Source organism: Sneathia sp. DSM 16631 (genome assembly GCF_014892235.1).
Lineage (GTDB): Bacteria > Fusobacteriota > Fusobacteriia > Fusobacteriales > Leptotrichiaceae > Sneathia > Sneathia vaginalis.
Genome location: NZ_JADBHL010000001.1, coordinates 44530 through 63852 on the forward strand (window position 1 = coordinate 44530; position 19323 = coordinate 63852).

The 19323-nt window shown below is 27.8% G+C and carries 17 protein-coding genes; all 17 read left to right on the forward strand.

Features of this window, described 5'->3' with window-relative positions; all coding sequences use genetic code 11:
- Nucleotides 1-28: 28 nt before the first annotated feature.
- The 17 genes from IMK15_RS00180 (at nucleotide 29) to IMK15_RS00260 (ending at nucleotide 19311) form a co-directional block, all read left to right on the forward strand.
- Nucleotides 29-709 (forward strand): thiamine diphosphokinase, encoded by a 681-nt coding sequence (locus IMK15_RS00180; RefSeq protein ID WP_192941455.1) that lies wholly within the window; start codon nucleotides 29-31, stop codon nucleotides 707-709.
- Nucleotides 702-2573 (forward strand): ATP-dependent DNA helicase, encoded by a 1872-nt coding sequence (locus IMK15_RS00185; RefSeq protein ID WP_192941456.1) that lies wholly within the window; start codon nucleotides 702-704, stop codon nucleotides 2571-2573. Before IMK15_RS00180 ends, IMK15_RS00185 begins: the two co-directional genes overlap by 8 nt.
- A 19-nt stretch (nucleotides 2574-2592) precedes the next feature.
- Entirely contained in the window at nucleotides 2593-5418 is a 2826-nt protein-coding gene (gene uvrA, locus IMK15_RS00190) for an excinuclease ABC subunit UvrA (protein WP_413469363.1), read from the forward strand.
- A gap of 4 nt (nucleotides 5419-5422) precedes the next feature.
- The gene (gene ytvI, locus IMK15_RS00195; RefSeq protein ID WP_192941458.1) at nucleotides 5423-6517 is read left to right on the forward strand and encodes a sporulation integral membrane protein YtvI; all 1095 of its coding nucleotides are present in this window, start codon (nucleotides 5423-5425) and stop codon (nucleotides 6515-6517) included.
- Nucleotides 6510-7457 (forward strand): endolytic transglycosylase MltG, encoded by a 948-nt coding sequence (gene mltG / locus IMK15_RS00200; RefSeq protein WP_192941459.1) that lies wholly within the window; start codon nucleotides 6510-6512, stop codon nucleotides 7455-7457. The genes ytvI and mltG overlap by 8 nt, the downstream gene beginning before the upstream one ends.
- On the forward strand, nucleotides 7454-8332 hold the full coding sequence (locus tag IMK15_RS00205) for a SpoIID/LytB domain-containing protein (RefSeq protein ID WP_192941460.1): 879 nt from the start codon (nucleotides 7454-7456) through the stop codon (nucleotides 8330-8332). The genes mltG and IMK15_RS00205 overlap by 4 nt, the downstream gene beginning before the upstream one ends.
- On the forward strand, nucleotides 8332-9465 hold the full coding sequence (tilS, locus tag IMK15_RS00210) for a tRNA lysidine(34) synthetase TilS (RefSeq protein ID WP_192941461.1): 1134 nt from the start codon (nucleotides 8332-8334) through the stop codon (nucleotides 9463-9465). Before IMK15_RS00205 ends, tilS begins: the two co-directional genes overlap by 1 nt.
- Entirely contained in the window at nucleotides 9465-11432 is a 1968-nt protein-coding gene (gene ftsH / locus IMK15_RS00215; RefSeq protein ID WP_192941462.1) for an ATP-dependent zinc metalloprotease FtsH, read from the forward strand. Before tilS ends, ftsH begins: the two co-directional genes overlap by 1 nt.
- Nucleotides 11433-11439: 7 nt before the next feature.
- Nucleotides 11440-12069 carry an N-glycosylase/DNA lyase gene (locus IMK15_RS00220; RefSeq protein ID WP_192941463.1) on the forward strand — a complete coding sequence of 210 codons (630 nt, stop codon included), beginning with the start codon at nucleotides 11440-11442 and terminating at the stop codon, nucleotides 12067-12069.
- A 93-nt stretch (nucleotides 12070-12162) separates the two neighbouring features.
- Nucleotides 12163-12417, forward strand: a complete 255-nt coding sequence (locus IMK15_RS00225; RefSeq protein WP_226869140.1) for an acyl carrier protein — start codon at nucleotides 12163-12165, stop codon at nucleotides 12415-12417.
- A gap of 8 nt (nucleotides 12418-12425) precedes the next feature.
- Nucleotides 12426-13127, forward strand: a complete 702-nt coding sequence (gene rnc, locus IMK15_RS00230) for a ribonuclease III (RefSeq protein WP_226869141.1) — start codon at nucleotides 12426-12428, stop codon at nucleotides 13125-13127.
- A complete protein-coding gene (coaD, locus tag IMK15_RS00235; RefSeq protein WP_192941464.1) occupies nucleotides 13124-13639 on the forward strand; it encodes a pantetheine-phosphate adenylyltransferase in 516 nt (171 codons plus the stop codon). The genes rnc and coaD overlap by 4 nt, the downstream gene beginning before the upstream one ends.
- A complete protein-coding gene (gene radA, locus IMK15_RS00240; protein WP_046328753.1) occupies nucleotides 13626-14975 on the forward strand; it encodes a DNA repair protein RadA in 1350 nt (449 codons plus the stop codon). Before coaD ends, radA begins: the two co-directional genes overlap by 14 nt.
- Nucleotides 14975-16030, forward strand: coding sequence for a DNA integrity scanning diadenylate cyclase DisA (gene disA, locus IMK15_RS00245; RefSeq protein ID WP_046328752.1), 1056 nt, complete (start codon nucleotides 14975-14977; stop codon nucleotides 16028-16030). Before radA ends, disA begins: the two co-directional genes overlap by 1 nt.
- Nucleotides 16027-17091 carry a nucleotidyltransferase family protein gene (locus IMK15_RS00250; protein ID WP_192941465.1) on the forward strand — a complete coding sequence of 355 codons (1065 nt, stop codon included), beginning with the start codon at nucleotides 16027-16029 and terminating at the stop codon, nucleotides 17089-17091. The genes disA and IMK15_RS00250 overlap by 4 nt, the downstream gene beginning before the upstream one ends.
- Nucleotide 17092: 1 nt before the next feature.
- Nucleotides 17093-17995, forward strand: a complete 903-nt coding sequence (locus IMK15_RS00255) for an alpha/beta hydrolase (RefSeq protein WP_192941466.1) — start codon at nucleotides 17093-17095, stop codon at nucleotides 17993-17995.
- A complete protein-coding gene (locus IMK15_RS00260) occupies nucleotides 17992-19311 on the forward strand; it encodes an MFS transporter (RefSeq protein ID WP_192941467.1) in 1320 nt (439 codons plus the stop codon). Before IMK15_RS00255 ends, IMK15_RS00260 begins: the two co-directional genes overlap by 4 nt.
- The last annotated feature ends 12 nt before the right edge of the window (nucleotides 19312-19323 follow it).

The window sequence follows — 19323 nt, forward strand, 5'->3', positions numbered from 1 at the left end:
GTATGATGTGGATACAAAAGGAGAAAAGATGGAAATTACTTATGTTGTATTTTTAAATGGTGTTTATCCTAAAAATTTAGATAAATTGAAAGAAATAGTAAAGGATAAAAGAATAATATGTGCTGATGGTGGAACAAACACTTGTTTTAAAATGAATTTAACTCCAGATTTGATTATAGGGGATATGGATTCAGTAGAAAAAGAAGTGTTAGAGGCGTATAAGGGAGTTGAGCTTATACGTAGTATAAGGGAAAAGGATTATACAGACTTTGAACTAGCACTTATGTATATAGAAAAAGAGGATATTTCAGATGTTACTACTAGATTTAAGGATAAAAAAAGAATAGATAAGGAAAAAAGAGTTACACCTGTATTAGTAGTAGGTGCAACAGGTAATAGGGTAGATATGACATTATCAAATATTTTGAAGTTACAAAGTAATAAGAATATGGTGTTTTTAACTGAAAATTTTGAATATATGAGATATATTAAACTAGATAAAAGTACAGAAGTAATTAATAATCTTTCTGGTAAAACATTTTCAATAATTCCAATAACTGATTTAGAAAAACTAGATTTAAAAGGTTTTGTGTATAATTTAGATGGGGTAGATATAGATAAGTCTATAGGGCTTGCAAGTAATATAGTAAAAGATGATAGGGCATATATCTACTGTGAAAAAGGAGAAATGTATTTAATTCATGAATGAATATTTTGAAAAAATGATAAATGAATATGGCTTTGAGAAAAGAGAAGGTCAGGAAAAAATGGCAAAAATTATACAAGAAGCAATAGAAAATAGGAAATCATGTATAATTGAGGCGGGAACTGGTATAGGTAAGAGTTTAGCTTATCTATTACCAGCAGTACTTCACGCAAAAAAAACTAATACAAAGGTTGTAGTGTCAACAAATACAATAAATTTACAAGAACAATTAATAGAAAAAGACTTACCTTTACTGGAAAAAATATTAAATGAAAAGATAAAGTATAGACTAGTAAAAGGAAGAGGAAACTATATTTGTGGCAATAGACTTAATAGAAATTGTCGTGATGATAATCTAATATCTTGGTACAAACATACAAAAACTGGGGATAAGTCTGAAATAGATTTTTATGTTGATCCTACAGTATGGGACATGGTTAAATCAGATAAAGATTACTGTGTTGGGGCAGGTTGTGCAAGGGATAAAAAATGTTTCTATTACAAGGCAAAAGAAAATATACAAAATGCTGAGATATTAATAGTAAATCATGCCCTTTTATTCTCGCACTTTAAATACGATAAGGTTTTACCTGATTTTGATGTTTTAATATTAGATGAAGCACATAATATTGAATCAATAGCAAGAAACTATTTTGAGAAGAATATAGGGTCTAAAGAGATAGGGCAGAATATAGGGATGATATTTAATAGAAGAACAAATACAGGTATATTTAAAAAGTTCTCAAGTGTAGAAGGTGTATATCTTGAGTTTACAGATAGTATAAACGGAATATATGATGCCTTTATGAACCTATTTTCAGTAATTAGATTAAATCTAGTAGAAAAAAATGTACTTAGTATGAGAATAGATAAGCTTTCAGATAAAAAGAAGTATGTAGAAAATTTGGAAAGAATAGTAGAAAAATTTAAGCTATTTGAAGAAGTATCAAAAAAACTTCTTTTATCCGATGTAGATGAAGAAGCAAAACAAGAATTTACACTATACTATACTCGTTTAAAAGAAGCTGTTCTATTTATTAATGAGCTATTAAATGAAAAGACTGTAAATGCAGTAGACTGGATAAAATTAAATCCTGTAACACATGATGTAGAGATAAAAAAGACACCATTAGATATTTCTGATGTTATTAAAAAAATATATGAGGATAGAAGTGTAATAATGACTTCTGCGACATTACGTATAGGTAAAGATTTTACATACATATCAAATAGACTAGGATTAGAAAATTTTGGTAAGGAATTTGTAACATCACCATTTGATTATGACAAGAATATGAAAATTTTCTTATCAAATAATGGGTATAATCCAAATAGTATAGAATATTTAAACTATACGATAGAGTTTTTGAATAAGTACTTGGAAGAAAAAAAAGAGGGTACTTTTGTACTTTGTACCTCATACAAGCAAGTTGATACTATTAGTAAAGGTCTAAAAGTAAAGGGATACAATATCCTTATACAAGGTCAATTATCAAGAAAAAAAATGATAGAAGAATTTAAAAATACAAGATCTGTCCTATTGGGAACAGATAGCTTCTGGGAAGGTGTAGACGTAAAGGGAGATAAATTAAAAAATATTGTAATTGTTAAAATACCTTTTTTTGTTCCAGATGATCCAGTAAATGAAGCGTTAATAGAAGATATTAAGAATAAAGGGCAAAATCCATTTATGAGTTTTCAATTACCTCAAGCGATTATTAAATTAAAGCAAGGAGTAGGGAGATTAATTAGAAGTAAAACTGATAATGGAGAGGTAATAATATTAGATAATAGGGTTAAAAATATGAGATACGGTAAGGTGATCTTAAATTCATTACCTAGCAAAACAATAGTTGATATGGTATAATGAAAAGATGGAGGAAGATATGGAATATATAAAGATTAGGGGAGCTAGAGAACATAATTTAAAAAATATTTCACTTGATATACCTAAGAATAAGCTTGTTGTAATAACAGGTGTATCAGGTAGTGGTAAGTCTTCACTTGCTTTTGATACCATATATTCTGAAGGTCAAAGAAGATATGTAGAAAGTCTATCAGCATATGCAAGACAGTTTATAGGGCAAATGAAAAAACCTGAACTAGATAGTATAGAGGGTTTATCACCTGCAATATCTATAGAACAAAAAAGTGTATCAAAAAATCCTAGATCAACAGTTGGTACAATGACAGAAATTTATGACTATATGAGACTATTATGGGCACATATAGGGATAGCTCATTGTCCTATTTGTGGTAAGAAGGTTAGTAAGCAATCTATTGAAGAGATTGTAATTGATATATACAAAAAGGCAAAAAATGGCATGAAGATAATATTTATGTCACCTATTGTAAAGGATAAAAAAGGTAGTTTTAAAAATCTATTTATTAATCTACAAAAACAAGGACTACAAAGAGTAATTGTTGATGATGTTATGTATGATTTAGATGATAGTATAGAGCTTGATAAGAATAAGCGTCATAATATTTTTGCGATAATGGATAGAATTAAAATGAATAGTTCTAATGATGAAACAAAGACTAGAATTACAGAAGCAATAGAAAATGCAACAAAATTATCTAGTGGACATTGTTTTGTTAAGATAGATGATAAGATGTATTCATACTCTGAAAACTTTAGTTGTAGTGAACATGAGCAAATAGAATTTCCAAGTATAGTCCCAAGACTATTTTCATTTAATGCTCCATTTGGTGCTTGTGAAGAGTGTAATGGTCTAGGGTCTGCTTTAATAATAGATGAGAATAGATTGGTTTTAAATAAGGATTTATCTATTGATGATGGAGCTTTATACATTTGTGGTGGTAATTCAAAAAAATCATGGACATACAAGTTGTTCCTTGATTTTTTAAATGCTCATTCAATAGATACAACAAAACCATTTAAGGACTTAACTAAAAAACAAAAGGATTTAATACTATATGGTGATGAAAAAGAGTTTAAATTTAGTATAAATACAAAGGAATATAGCTATGATGGGAATAAGACTTTTGATGGTATAGTGGGACTTGCTAAAAAAAGATACAAGGATTCATTTAGTGATTCAATAAGAGAAGAGCTAGAAAACAAATATATGGTAGAAAAAGTATGTAGTTCTTGTCATGGTAATAGACTAAAAAATGTAGTGTTAAATATTACGATAAATGATAAGTCTATAATAGATATATCTAAAATTAGTATAATAGAAGCTAAAAAATTCTTTGACAGTTTAGTTTTAACAGAAAAGGAAGAAAAAATAGCAAAAGAAATACTAAAAGAGATAAGACAAAGATTAGACTTTATGATAAGTGTAGGACTTGATTACCTAAGTTTATCAAGAAATACAAAAAGCTTATCTGGTGGTGAGTCACAAAGAATAAGGCTTGCAACACAAATAGGTTCAAAATTAACAGGAGTTATTTATGTATTAGATGAACCAAGTATAGGCTTACATCAAAGAGATAATGAAAGACTACTAAATACTTTAAAAGAATTAAAGAATTTGGGTAATAGTGTCATAGTGGTAGAACATGATGAACAAACTATGAGAGAATGTGATTATTTAATAGATATAGGACCTAATGCAGGTAAGTATGGTGGAAGTGTTGTTGCAAAAGGTACACCAGATGAGGTTAGAAAAAATGTAAATTCACTTACAGGTAAGTATTTGAATAAAGAAATTGAAATAGTAGTACCAAAAAAAAGAAGAAAAAGTAAGGAATTTTTTGAAATTACAAATTGTTGTGGTAATAATTTGAAAAATATATCCGTTAAAATTCCTAAAGGAGTATTTACTGTTGTGACAGGAGTATCTGGTAGTGGAAAGAGTACGTTAATAAATCAAACACTTTATCCAGCACTATGTAATGAATTAAATATCTCAAAACAATATCCATTAGAGTATGGTAAGCTAATAGGTCTTAATGGAGTGAAAAAAGTTATAAATATAGACCAAAGTCCTATAGGTAGAACACCTAGATCAAATACAGCTACATATACAAAAATTTTTGATGATATACGTGATTTGTTCTCAAAAACAAAAGATGCAATGATAAGAGGTTACGATAAGGGAAGATTTTCTTTTAATGTAAAAGGCGGTAGATGTGAAGCTTGCTCTGGTGCTGGTATTGTAAAAATAGAGATGAATTTTTTACCTGATGTTTATGTGGAATGTGAAGTTTGTAAGGGTAAAAGATACAATAGTGAAACACTGGAAGTTAAATACAAGGATAAAAATATTTCAGAAGTTTTAGATATGAGTGTACTAGAAGCTTATGATTTTTTTGAAAAGATACCCTCATTAAAAAGAAAATTAGAAACATTGATTGAAGTTGGTATGGACTACATTAGTCTTGGTCAAAGTGCAACAACATTATCAGGTGGTGAAGCACAAAGAATAAAGTTATCTAGTGAATTATCTAAAATAAGTAATGGAGATACTATATATATATTAGATGAACCAACAACAGGTTTACATTTTGAGGATATACGAAAACTACTACTAGTGTTAAATAAGCTAGTTGAAAAGAAAAATACGGTAGTAGTTATAGAGCATAATTTAGATGTTATAAAGTCAGCAGACTATATTATAGACATAGGTCCAAATGGTGGAATAAATGGTGGAGAAATTGTCTGCAAAGGGACACCAGAAGAGATTATTAAGTGTGAACAATCATATACAGCTAAATTTTTAAAACCAATTTTAGGAGAGTAATATTATGTATAATTTTGATATAAAAAGATTAACACCAATAATATATGTTGTATCAGTACTAATTTTATTGATATTAATATTTAAAGTATTGATTTTTTTATTACCCTTTGTGATAGCTGCGGTTATTGTTAGAATGTTAAGTCCTATTGTTAATAGAATGAGTAATAAGAATAAGTTTACAAAATCTATAGTGCTACTGTCGTTTTATGTGTTTGTGTTTATAATAGTATCACTTATACTAGTTAAGATATTTTTAGAAGCATATAATTTGTTTAGTACATTAATTAAAAATCAAGACTACATTCTAGCACATGTAACTCATGCACTGGATAAATATGAAAAATATGTTTCAAAATTACCAGATTATTCAGAAAATTTAATTGATGAGTTAGTAAGTAAGGTGTTAAAATATTTTAATGGAACTATTTTAAACTTATTGAATTCAAGCATAAATATGTTGAAGATGTTACCAAGATTAGTTGTGTTTATTATAGTAACAATCTTATCTTCGTTTATAATAATAAATGATAAAAATATAATAGTAAAATTCCTAACAGAACAATTTCCATATTCATGGTTAAAGATAGGAAATAAGATAAAAAAAGATATATTAAGATTAGTGTTTAATTACTTAAGAGCACAGTGTATACTGATAACTCTATGCTTTATAGAGTTACTGGTAGGACTTAATATAGTAAGTATGTATTGTAAAGATGTTAAATATGTTTTAATTGTATCAATAATAATAGCAGCAATAGATGCACTCCCTATATTAGGTGCAGGGTCAGTTTTAATACCATGGGTATTAGTAGAAGTATTTGTAGTCAATAACTATATTTTAGCATTGAGTCTTTTAGTTCTATATATTATAATATTCCTAGTTAGACAGTATTCAGAACCTAAGTTAATAAGTAAAGGTGCAGGTATGCATCCTCTTATTACATTGATAGCAATGTATTCAGGATTCAAAATATTTGGAGTTTTAGGCTTCCTATATGGTCCGATAATTGCTGCAATAATTCGCATAGTATTTTCTGAAGAGATTAAATATGGTTTCTTTAAATATTTAATAAACAATAGAAAGGAACAAAATGAATAAAATTCTAAATGTAGTAAAGATTATTATGCTTTTTATCATTCTATTTTTCATTGGTTTTACTCATAATTTTGTACTGCAAAAGCAGAATGTTAAGAATAAAGAAGTCATAATAACTAAAGGTGATAAACCAAATGAAATATATAAAAAGTTAGGTCTTAAATACAATGTGTTTGATAAAATATATTTTAGACTAACTTTAAATGATAGAAAGATAAAAAATGGTTATTACCTATTTAGTAAAAACATTAGTAAATTTGAAATAATAGAACAATTAATAAATTCAAGAAGTACTCAAATTGTTTTAACAATACCAGAAGGATTTACAACAGATGAGGTTTTAGATAGAATAGAGCAATTAGGTTTAGCAACTAAAAAAGAAATGCTAGAATCTATGAAGGGGTATAATTTTTACTATAAGCATACTGATAATTTTGAAGGATATTTATTACCTCAAACATACTTTATTGCCAAAGGTGAAAGTCCTAAGGAAATATTGGATAAGATACTTAATACTTTTCTACAAGAATATCCAGTTAATAAGTATGATAAGGATCAGATGTTTAATATATTAACTTTGGCATCTATAGTAGAAAAAGAAGCAAATAATGATGAGGATAGACCTAAGGTGTCTGCAGTGTTTAAAAATAGGCTAAAAATTTCTATGCCATTGCAATCTGATGCAACACTAAGGTATGAATTAAAAAGAGATGTAACAAAGAATGATTTAAAGACTAATGATTCAGAATACAATACATATAAGCATAGAGGTTTAACTCCAAGCCCTATATGTAATCCAGGAGAAAAAAGTATAGACGCAGCAATTAATCCTGAGAAAGATTTTAATGACTTATACTTCTTTATGTATAAAAATAAGACATATTATTCTATGACGCATGAAGAACATCTAAATAAAAGAAAAGAAAGTGGACATTTGAAATGAAAAAGATAATATGTATATTAATTACATTTTTATTAATCAGTTGTACTGAAATTGAACATATAACAAGACCTATATACAGAAGAAATGTAGGAGATAACCCTGTTGTTAAGATTAAATTAAGTACTAATTCAAGTAACTACAGGGGCGATATTTATTTTGATGGTAATGATAGAATTAATGAAGTTAGACTAGAAGACTACCTATACTCAGTAGTTGCAAGTGAAATGCCCAGAAGATTTAATATTGAAGCATTAAAAGCACAAGCAGTTGCAGCAAGAACATATGCAGTTAATAGATTACTAAGTAACAATGGTAGCAGAAATTATGATATGTTTGATGACCAAAGATCGCAAGCATATAACGGAATTAAACAAGAAAATGAAAAGGTAAGAAGAGCTGTAGATTCAACAAGAGGAATAATTTTAACATACAACGATAATCCTATAGATGCATTGTATACAGCAAGTTGTGGTTCAAAAACTTTGGCTGCTATAGACTATTTTGGTAAAGATTATCCATATTTACAAAGTGTTGATGACTATAGCCAAGAAGAAATTTGGAAAAGAAGTATAAATCTTGAAGATTTAAAAAATATTTTAAATAGTGAGACTGAGAATATAGAGGATGTTGATAATCTAGTTTACTTAGATGATATGATTTTAACTAAAAAACAATTTAAATTAAAAATGCATTTAAGAAGCCCAAGATATACAGTTAAATTAATAGATGGAGTTGTATATATTAATGGTGAGGGTTATGGACACTGTGTAGGTATGTCTCAAGTTGGTGCAAATAATCTTGCAAAAAGAGGATACGATTATGTACAGATTTTAAAGCACTACTATACTAATGTTGAATTAAAAAGGATATATTAATGAGTAAGATACTAATTGCATTTTCTACAGGACCCGATTCTGTATATCTATATCATTACTTAAAAAGAGAAAATAATGAGCTAGGTCTTTGTTATGTAAACCATAATTTAAGAAATGACGTAGATAAAGATATAGAATTTTTGAAAGAATTTAGTGATAGAGAAAAAGTTCCTTACTACATTATGAACTTAAATTTAGAAAAATTTAATGAAAATAGTGCCAGAGAAAAAAGATATGAAGCACTAGAAAAATGTAGGATAGAAAATGGGTATACATATATTGCAACAGGGCATAATATGAATGATAATGTAGAAACAGTAATATTTAGACTGCTAAGAGGTACTGGTCTAGATGGTCTAAAAGGTATACCGAAAAAAAGAGGCCATATTATACGACCCATATTAGGTATTAGTAAAGAAGAAATATTAGAGTATTTAAAGGTTAATAACATTTCATATAGAATTGATTATACTAATCTAACTAATGATTACTCTCGTAATATTATTAGAAATAAAATGATGCCCATAATGAAAGAAATAAATGAGGGTTACCTTGACAATATTTCACGGTTTATAACCCTACTAAATGAGGATAATGAAGTTAAAAGATATATAAAAAAGACTTTAGATGAGAAGAATATAAAATACAGTAAGAATAAGATAGATGAAATATATGATATAAGAGACAAAAATGGTGCGATAATAAGTTTAGATAAGGAATATATTTGGTATAAGTCATATAATTTTTATGGTATAAAGAAACGTGAAACTAAAAAAAGTTTTAGATATATTTTGAAATTAAATGAAGATATAAATGTTAATGGATATAGCATATATTTTTCTAATTTTAGTGATAAAAAAAATCAACTTGAAAAAATGGGGTATAAAATATATAATATACTGAACGTTGATTTATTAGAAATACGAAACAGAAAAGATGGCGATTATATAGATAATATAAAGCTAAAAAAACTTTTTATTGATAAAAAAATTGATAAATATACTAGGGATTTATTGCCATTAGTTTTGGCTAATGATGAGATAATTTTAGTTGCAGATATAAGACACAGCAAAAAAATAAGTGGTATAGCAACAAAAGAACAAAATTACATTGCAATTAAGAAGGGAGAATAATGTTTAAATTATACGACGATATCGAAGATGAAGAAAAAAAGAAGAATGATAAAAAGGACGATGACGAAGAGCTATTTAGAAAAAAAGTAGAAGAATTAAGAGAAAGACGTGGCAGAAGAAAACCACCTATAGGAAGCCCAATATTCTTCTTGATAATTCTTGCAATAATATATGGAATCTATCGTTTTACAATTAGTAATAATGGATCACAAGACATACAACAAGTATCATATACAGAATTTGTTAATAAGATTAAGACAAAAGATATTAAAGAAATTTCTGAAAAAGAAGACCTATTATACGGAAAAGTAAAGGGTTCAAAAGTTGTATATGAAACTAAGAAAATTACAAGTAGACTAGGTAATGATAATACAATAATGAATCTTGTAAATTCTTCAAATGATATAGATGTTAAAGTTGAAAATACTGCTACTAAATCAATGATAATGCAATTAGTATTAAGTATTGCTCCATTGTTTGTATTAATACTACTATTTTTATTCTTATCAAGAAGAATGTTAGGTGGTTCTGGTGGAGGAATAAATCCACTTAATTTTGGAAAGAGTAAATCAAAATTAAAAGAAAAACCAAATGTTAAATTTTCAGATGTAGCAGGTCTTGATGAAGTTAAAGAAGAGCTAGAAGAAGTAGTACAATTCTTAAAAGATCCAACAAAGTTCTTGCAAGCAGGAGCTAGAGTACCTAAAGGTGTTTTACTATTAGGTCAACCAGGTACAGGTAAGACCCTATTAGCAAAAGCAGTGGCTGGTGAATCTGGAGCATCATTTTTCAATATTTCAGGTTCTGAATTTGTTGAAATGTATGTTGGGGTTGGGGCTTCAAGGGTTAGAGACCTATTTGAAGAAGCAAAGAAAGAAAGACCTTCAATAATCTTCATAGATGAAATAGATGCAATAGGTAGAAAAAGAGGAACAGGTAGAAATGGTGGTAATGATGAAAGAGAACAAACATTAAACCAACTACTTGTTGAAATGGATGGATTTGAAACAGATGAAAAGATAATTGTAATAGCAGCAACAAATAGGGACGACATACTAGATAGTGCCTTACTTAGATCAGGAAGATTTGATAGAAGAATAGCTGTTAGTGCACCAGATGTAAAAGGAAGACTAGCAATATTAAAGGTTCATGCAAGAAACAAAAAGATAGCAAGTGATGTTAAATTAGAAGATATTGCTAAAATAACACCAGGATTTGTTGGTGCTGACCTTGAAAATATTTTAAATGAAGCTGCAATTTGTGCTGCAAGAGAAAATAGAACAGAAATTCTTATGAAAGACTTAGATGAAGCTGTTGATAAGATAGGAATGGGTCTTGGTCAAAAGAGTAAGATTATTACTCCTAAAGATAAGAGAATGTTAGCGTACCATGAAGGTGGACATGCATTAGTTGCAAGTCTATTACCAGATACAGATAAAGTACATAAGGTAACAATAATACCACGTGGTGATGCAGGTGGATATACAATGAGACTACCTAATGAAACATTAAATATGAGAAGTAAGGGTATATTAGCAGATATAATGGTTGCATTTGGTGGAAGAGTTGGAGAATTGTTAGGTATGGATGATATAGGTACTGGAGCATATTCAGATATACAACATGCAACACACTATGCAAGACTATTTGTTCAAAGTTATGGACTTGATAAAGAAATGGGACCTATTAACTATGAACAAAGCAGACAAGAAGAGTATGCATTTATTGATTCTAATAGTGAAAAGACAAAAGAATTATTAGATGAAAAGGTAAAACAATTACTAACTAAGCAATATGAAAAGACAAAAGAATTGTTGACAGAAAATAAGGAAAAATTAGATGAAATTGCCTTACTATTACTAGAAAAAGAAACAGTTACTGGTTCTGAAATACGTGCTATAGTAAGTGGACATACTCATGATGAAGTGCTAACTATGACACCAGAACAATTAGAAGAATTTTATTAGAGGTCAAATGGAAATAGAAAAATTATACGAGAGTATAAAGGAAGAAATTGATAAAAAGATTGATGAATACAAAGAAGCATTTAATTATGATAATAAAGACTTTTTTGCTGAAATTGCATTTTGTATATTAACACCACAATCAAAAGCACTAAATGCATGGAAAATTATACAAACTCTAAAGGAAAATGATTTGTTATTTACAGCTGATAGTGATACATTAGAAAACTATTTAAATAGTATAAGGTTTAAAAAGACTAAGGCAAAAAGATTAGTTAGTCTTAGAGAAAAATTAAGTATAAATGGTAGTTTAGAAGCAAAAAAGATAATATTTAATGGTAATGATGTATTCAAGATACGTGAATGGTTAGTTAAAAATATAGACGGATTTGGGTATAAAGAAGCAAGTCATGTCTTACGTAATTTAGGTTTTGGAGAAAATATTGCTATACTTGACAGACATATTTTAAGAAATTTATTGAAGTTAGAAATAATAGATGAGATTCCTAAGACTTTAACACCAAAAAAATATATGGATATAGAAGAGAAAATGAGAAAATACTCAAGTAAAATAGATATATCAATGGATAGGTTAGATTTACTATTTTGGTACAATGAAGTAAACTACTTATTTAAATAGGAATGGGCTTTAATGCCCATTTTTATATTGAAAAAAACCAAATAAATTGATATAATTTAAGAGAAAAAAAGTCTGAAATTAAGAAAGGAGTGTATGAGTTATCATACAAAAAAAAGTATGTTTGAAGAAATAAAAGAAATTCTTTTAGAACAGTTAGATATTGATGAAAAAGATATAAAACTTGAAAGTAAATTAATAGATGATTTAGGTGCAGATTCTTTAGATGTTGCCGAAATAGTTTCTGCAGTGGAAAATAAGTTTAATTTAGAATTTAGTAAGGAAGATTTAAATAAAGTAGAAACAATACAAGATATTATTGATCTTTTAGAAAAGAATAATAAAAGGTAGTGAAAGAGTTGAATAAAGATATAGTTAAATTAATGAATACAATTAAGTACCATTTTAAAGACGAAAGACTTTTGATTCAGGCATTAACGCATAGATCATATGCTAATGAACATGATATGTATGGTATGCATGATAATGAAAGACTAGAATTTTTAGGAGATTCAGTTCTAGACTTAATATCAACAGAATACATAGTTGCAAAATATCCTCAGTTAAAAGAAGGGGATATGTCTAAGATTAAAAGTCAACTAATAAGTGAAAATGCTTTTTCAACTATAGCAAATGAAATTCAATTAGGAGAATACCTTTTTTTAAGTAATGGTGAAAACGCTACTGGAGGCAGAAAAAGAAAGTCTATACTAGGTGATGCTTTTGAAGCGTTAATAGGTGCAATATTCTTAGATTCAGGTGATTACTATGTTACCAAAAAAGTTGCATTAGAATATTTAGTTAAGACTTTAAAACATTTAGATAGTATAGAAGGTATTTTAGATTACAAGACAGAATTACAAGAATACATACAGTCTATATACAAAGTTACGCCAGAATATGAGATAATAAGTGCAACAGGACCAGATCATGATAAAGTATTTACAGTAATTGTAACTGTTAATGGTAAGACCGTTGGTGAAGGGGTTGCAAAGAATAGAAAGAGTGCTGAAAAGGCTGCAGCAAAGCAAGCATTAAGTAGCATGAGAGGCAAAAAATGATAAAAAAAGCAATATATCCAGGTAGTTTTGATCCAGTTACAAAGGGTCACCTAGATATTATACAAAGAGCAAGTAAACTAACAGAAGAATTAGTAGTTGCTGTATTACATAATGTAAGTAAGTCTAATTCATGGTTTAGTGTAGATGAAAAAATAGATTTATTGAAAAATAGTATTTCTGAATTGGATATAAAGGACTGTAAGATAAGGATAATTTCATTTAATGGATTATTGGTAGATTTAATAGAAAAAGAAAATATTGATGTATTAATTAGAGGCTTAAGAGCAGTTTCTGATTATGAGTATGAAGTGCAATTAAATCTTACAAACAATCTCTTAACTAAGAAAAAATTTGAAACAATATTTTTAAATGCTTCAAGAAAATACCTTTATTTAAGTTCTAGTGTCGTAAGAGAAATAGCTATACATCATGGTAAACTAGATTACTTTGTTACAGATTATGTAGAAAAAAAATTAATTAAAAGGGTTGATGAAATAAATGGGAAAAACTAAAATAACGTATATTTGTTCAGCATGCCTGTATAAACCAGTTAAATGGGTAGGGCGTTGTCCTAATTGTAATACTTGGGGGACAATAGAAGAAGAAGTATCTATGAAGGATTTAGTAGTAGATGATAAATTCTCAAAAGAAGTTAAGAGAATAACGGATATAAAGTTAAATACTGAATTTAGATATACGACTAATTTTAGTGAGTTTGATAGAGTTCTAGGTGGAGGATTAACAAAGTCTGAGGTTGTTTTAATAACTGGAGAACCTGGAATAGGTAAATCAACTTTTTTACTTAGTTTATTAAATGAATATTCAAAAGATAATGTAGCATTATATATTTCTGGTGAAGAATCACAAAAACAAATAAAGCAAAGAGCAGTTAGAATAAATGTAGATTCTAATAATTTAAGTGTTTTAAGTGACACAAGACTAGAGTATATTATTGATTCTATAAAGAAAACAAAGGCTAAGATAGTAGTAATTGATTCTATACAAACTCTATATAGCGAAAATATTAATTCAATACCATCTAGTGTTAGTCAAATAAGGGAATGTGCCTTAAAGTTAATTGAATTAGCAAAAGAGAATGAAATTTCACTATTTATTGTGGGTCATGTAACAAAAGATGGTAAGCTTGCAGGTCCAAAACTACTAGAACACATGGTTGATTGTGTTATAAGTTTTGAAGGTAGTGAAAATAATACATATAGAATTGTTAGAACTACAAAAAATAGATATGGATCAACAAATGAAATATCAATATTCGAAATAAAAGAACAAAGTGTTGAAGAAGTAAAGAATCCATCCCTATTTTTCGTATCTGATAGAGATGAAAAGAATATCGGTAGTACTATAGTAGCAAGTATAGAAGGAAGCCGTGTTGTCTTGTTTGAAGTTCAAAGTTTAGTTAATAAGGCAATATATGGATATCCTAAAAGAATTATACAAGGTATAGATAAAAATAGGATAGAAATATTACTAGCCATATTATCAAAGCATATGAATATGGACTTTAACTTAAATGATGTATATATTAATATACCTGGAGGTATAGAAATAAAGGAAAGGGCAAGTGATTTAGCGATAATATTATCATTAATATCATCTGTTAAGTCTATCCCTATAAGTGCTAAGATTGCTGTATTAGGTGAATTAGGACTAAGAGGAGAATTAAGAGCAGTTTCATTTATTAAAAAGAGAGTTAAAGAATTAGAAAAACTTGGATTTACTGGTATATACTTACCTAAGGTACAAGAAGAAGATTTAAAAAAAGAGAAATTTAAAATAAAACTTAGTTTTATTGATAATATTAGCGAGTTGGTGGAAAGGATTAATTAATGGAAGATGAAGTTTTGAAACAAATATTTGGTATTATAGCACCAGGTAAACCTTTAAGAAATGCTATAGATAGAATACAAGAGGCTTCACTAGGGGCTTTAATAATACTTTGTGAACCTAAAGAAATAAATGATTTAATGGAAGGTGGCTTCTCATTATTTACTGATTTCACACCACAAAAATTATACGAGTTAGCTAAAATGGATGGTGCTGTTTTAGTATCAAGAGATGTAAAGAAGATATATGGTGCTAATTTACAATTGCAACCAGATCATACACTATTTACTGATGAAAGTGGTACAAGACATAGAACAGCTCATAGAATGGCAATGCAAACAGGTAATATTGTAATAACAATATCAGAAAGACGTAATAAGGTTACAATATATAAGGATAAATTTAAATATTCACTTGATTCAATAGGAGACCTATTAATCAAAGCCTCACTTGCAATTATGTCACTTGAAAAATATTCTAGCATAATTAATAAATATTTAATAAGCATGAACCATTTAGAATATGAAAATTTGGTAACTTTAGAAGATGTTGTGCGTGTAATTAGATTTTTCATATTGTTATTTAATATGGAAAACAAGATTAATCAATATATATTAGAATTAGGTACAGAAAGTAAGACTATACAACTACAACATACAGAAATTATGTTGGGTCATAAGAATAATTTCTTAAATTTAATTAAGGATTATAGCAATAGCAAAGATAAACCAGAAAAGATATTTGAAAAAGTCCTTAAATTAGATAAGCCAGAACTTACAAATGATGAATATATAGTACAATTATTAGGGTATAACACAAAAGAATGGATGCTAGAAGATACCTTATCAGCTAAAGGGTATAGATTACTAAGTAATATAATGAATCTAACAAAGAAGGATACTGAAAATATTATTGAAAAATTCGGTAATATACGAGGAATATTTGCTGCATCAATAACGGAATTAGAAGAAGTTAAAAACTTAAGTAAGAATAAGGCATATAAGGTAGCAAGAATTTGTGAAAAATACAAGAACAAGAAAGAACTTGAAATCTTATGATAGTCTGTGGAGTTGTTGCAGAGTTTAATCCATTTCATTATGGACATAAGTATCAAGTTGATAATATTAAAGCAGATATTAAAATTGCCGTTATTTCACCAGATTTTGTGCAAAGAGGAGAACTTAGCATTTTAAATCAAAAAGATAAGGCAAAGATAGCTTTAGATATGGGATACGATGTTGTTGTTGCTATACCTACAAAATTTGCTATACAAAATGCAGAGGTATTTTGTACTTATGCTTGTAGATTATTAGATAAATTAAAAGTAAACTATCAAGTATTTGGTGCAGAAACTGGTGATTTATCTAGTATATATACTATGATGGATAGGTTAGAAAATAGCATATTAAAAGACCATTTAAAAAGTGGATTTTCATATAACAAGTCATGTGAGTTAGCATTAGGTGATTTAAGCTATTTGTATAAGTCAAATAATATATTAGCAATGGAATATTTAAGGGCTATAAAGAAATATAATCTATGTTATACTCCGTATATTATAAAACGAAAAGATGTACAGTATAACGAAGAAAAAGTGTGTGGGAATATAAGCTCAGCAACAAATATCAGAAAAAAAATACGAAATAATGAAAATGTTGATAAGTATTTACCATATGAGAATACATATAAATACAATTTGAATTATGAGAATAAGCTATATTCATTATTTAAATATATATTACAGACTAGAGTTATCTATAATATATATGATTTAAATACTGAGATATTAAATAAAATGAAAAAAGAAATAAAAAAGGCAGATACATATAATAAGTTTTTAGAACTTATGTCTTCTAGAAATATTTCTATCAATAGAGTAAAAAGGTTGATTTTAAATATAGTGTTGGATATAAAAAAAGATGATATTGATAAGGAAGAAGAGATAAAGCAAATTAAGGTTATTGGAATCAATAAGAAAGGTGCAAAATATATAAAAAACATTCCAAATATTTGTGTAAATTACAAATATTTAGAAGGTGAAGAAAAATTTTATGCACTTTATGAATATTTGTTAGGTTCTTACCATTTTACTAATACCGTCTATAATGAAAGTGAATGAAATGTATATATTAAATAAAATATTAAACTACAAAAGAAAAACATTGGATCAGTCATTGAAAGATGTTATGAAGAGTAAAAATAGAATGATATCAGGTAAATTTTCACCCATAGTTTTTGGCATGGAGTATGAAGAGGTAAAGTATACTTCTATTGATAATAAGACACTTTATGGTTGGTTAATTAAAAGAAATGAAGATAAAAATAATACTATTATATTAGTACATGGAAGAAATAATAACAGAATATTTTGTCTTAAATTTTTACAAATATTTTTAGACATAGATAGCGAAAAAAAATACAATATTTTCATACCCGATTTAAGAAATTCAGGTAAGTCTGATGAGTCAAAAACTGCATTTGGGTATTTTTTTGCTAAAGATGTGTATAGCACTATGAAAATGTTAAAGCAAAAATTTGGGTTAAATAATTTTGTCTTATATGGCTTTTCACAAGGTGCAATGGGAGTTGCTATTGCACAATCATTGTATAGAGATAAATTAAAAGAAGACGGGATAAAAATAGACAAGATGATATTGGATAGTCCTATTTCAAATATTAAAAAGATTATACTTTATCATGCAAGAATCAAGAATATTAAGATTCCAAAGATATTTTTACTTCCCGCATTTTTAACGTTAAATAAAATTGTAGAAAATAATTTGGATAAGTTAAAATTATCATGTCTATTAGGCTTTGTACCTACGTTAATAATACAATCACAAAAAGACAGGGTTACACCGTTTAAGATAGTAGAAAAAGAGTACAATGACTTGCAGGATGATAAGAAAAAAGAAACTAGATTTAAAGCATTCAGAAAAGGACAACATGTCAGAATTTATTTAGAATACAAGGAAGAATATACACAAACTATTAAAAAGTTTTTAGAAAGTGAGAAAATATGAATAAATTAACAAAGAAAACATATATCCTATATGGCTTAGGAGTTTCATATTTTATGCTTGACCAATTGTTTGTTCAATGGCTAAAGTATTTTTATTTACCCCCAAAAAATGTTGGATTAAGTCCAATAATGCCAGCAAGATATATAGTCTTTGGCTTCATAATTATGAGACTGGTTGATGCAATAACAGATCCTGTTGTTGGTTACTTATCTGATCATAATAGATCAAGACTAGGTAGAAGATCATTTTTCATGATATTAGGTGGTATACCACTAGCAATATCAATGATATTATTCTTTTATCCACAAGGGGATACAGCATTTTCTAGATTCATATACTTTGCAATAATAGGTTCTATATACTTTGTTGCATATACATTAGTAGGAGGTCCATACAATTCCCTTATACCAGATCTTGCACATAATAAGGATGAAAGAATAAATTTATCAACAGTGCAATCAGTATTTAGATTAGTATTTACAGCAATACCACTAGTATTTTCAGGAATAATATTAGCTAAATTAACAAAAAACTTAGGTGATGCGACTAAGGGATTTAGAGTGATGATAATAGTATTTTCTATAGCATCATTAGTAGGAATATATGTATGTTCATTGTTCTTAGGTGAAAACAAAATAGCAAGAAAAGAATATTTATCTAAGGGTTCTAGCTTTAGAAAAACAATGAATGAAATTATGAAAGTAGAAGTTTTAAAATATTTCTTAGGACTATTTTTCTTCTTCAGTGCTTTTAATATTATACGTGGTAGTTTAGCATATTATGTAAGTCTAATATTACATAAAGATGCAAGTTTTGTAACTATAGTCTCAGCAGTAATATTTTTAACATCAGCAGTATTCTTTCCGATTACAAATAAGGTTACAAAAATTTATGGTTTTAAAAAAATAATGATAATAGATATTATTACAATAATAGTTGGAACAATGGGTATGATATTTTACAATAATGCAAATATTATACTAATTTATGTTTTTTGTGCTATAATAGGTGCGGGCATAAGTGGGGCAGCTTTCATATTCCCACCAGCAATGTTAAGTGAAATTTCAACACAAATAAGTGAAAAATCAGGTATTTCTGTTGAAGGATTACTATTTGGTATACAAGGCTTTTTCTTGAAATTAGCGTTTATGGTTGAGGCAATTATTTCAGTTTCAACTATTGTATATGGAAGTGCGATTAATAACCAAGGGCTAAAAAATGCTACCAAAGAAGGGGTGTTAATAAGCCTATTTGTTGCCATAATTATGTTAGTAGTATCAATAATCTTTTATTTATTAAAAAAGAAGGAAATATAAGTGGAGGTTTTT

What these genes read in the sequence shown, in the direction of transcription:
- IMK15_RS00260 (WP_192941467.1), top strand. Translation starts at nt 17,992, where the DNA reads ATGAATAAATTAACAAAGAAAACATATATCCTATATGGCTTAGGAGTT.
- tilS (WP_192941461.1), top strand. Translation starts at nt 8,332, where the DNA reads ATGAGTAAGATACTAATTGCATTTTCTACAGGACCCGATTCTGTATAT.
- disA (WP_046328752.1), top strand. Translation starts at nt 14,975, where the DNA reads ATGGAAGATGAAGTTTTGAAACAAATATTTGGTATTATAGCACCAGGT.
- mltG (WP_192941459.1), top strand. Translation starts at nt 6,510, where the DNA reads ATGAATAAAATTCTAAATGTAGTAAAGATTATTATGCTTTTTATCATT.
- coaD (WP_192941464.1), top strand. Translation starts at nt 13,124, where the DNA reads ATGATAAAAAAAGCAATATATCCAGGTAGTTTTGATCCAGTTACAAAG.
- IMK15_RS00220 (WP_192941463.1), top strand. Translation starts at nt 11,440, where the DNA reads ATGGAAATAGAAAAATTATACGAGAGTATAAAGGAAGAAATTGATAAA.
- IMK15_RS00255 (WP_192941466.1), top strand. Translation starts at nt 17,093, where the DNA reads ATGTATATATTAAATAAAATATTAAACTACAAAAGAAAAACATTGGAT.
- IMK15_RS00250 (WP_192941465.1), top strand. Translation starts at nt 16,027, where the DNA reads ATGATAGTCTGTGGAGTTGTTGCAGAGTTTAATCCATTTCATTATGGA.
- radA (WP_046328753.1), top strand. Translation starts at nt 13,626, where the DNA reads ATGGGAAAAACTAAAATAACGTATATTTGTTCAGCATGCCTGTATAAA.
- ytvI (WP_192941458.1), top strand. Translation starts at nt 5,423, where the DNA reads ATGTATAATTTTGATATAAAAAGATTAACACCAATAATATATGTTGTA.
- IMK15_RS00180 (WP_192941455.1), top strand. Translation starts at nt 29, where the DNA reads ATGGAAATTACTTATGTTGTATTTTTAAATGGTGTTTATCCTAAAAAT.
- IMK15_RS00205 (WP_192941460.1), top strand. Translation starts at nt 7,454, where the DNA reads ATGAAAAAGATAATATGTATATTAATTACATTTTTATTAATCAGTTGT.
- IMK15_RS00185 (WP_192941456.1), top strand. Translation starts at nt 702, where the DNA reads ATGAATGAATATTTTGAAAAAATGATAAATGAATATGGCTTTGAGAAA.
- ftsH (WP_192941462.1), top strand. Translation starts at nt 9,465, where the DNA reads ATGTTTAAATTATACGACGATATCGAAGATGAAGAAAAAAAGAAGAAT.
- IMK15_RS00225 (WP_226869140.1), top strand. Translation starts at nt 12,163, where the DNA reads ATGAGTTATCATACAAAAAAAAGTATGTTTGAAGAAATAAAAGAAATT.
- uvrA (WP_413469363.1), top strand. Translation starts at nt 2,593, where the DNA reads ATGGAATATATAAAGATTAGGGGAGCTAGAGAACATAATTTAAAAAAT.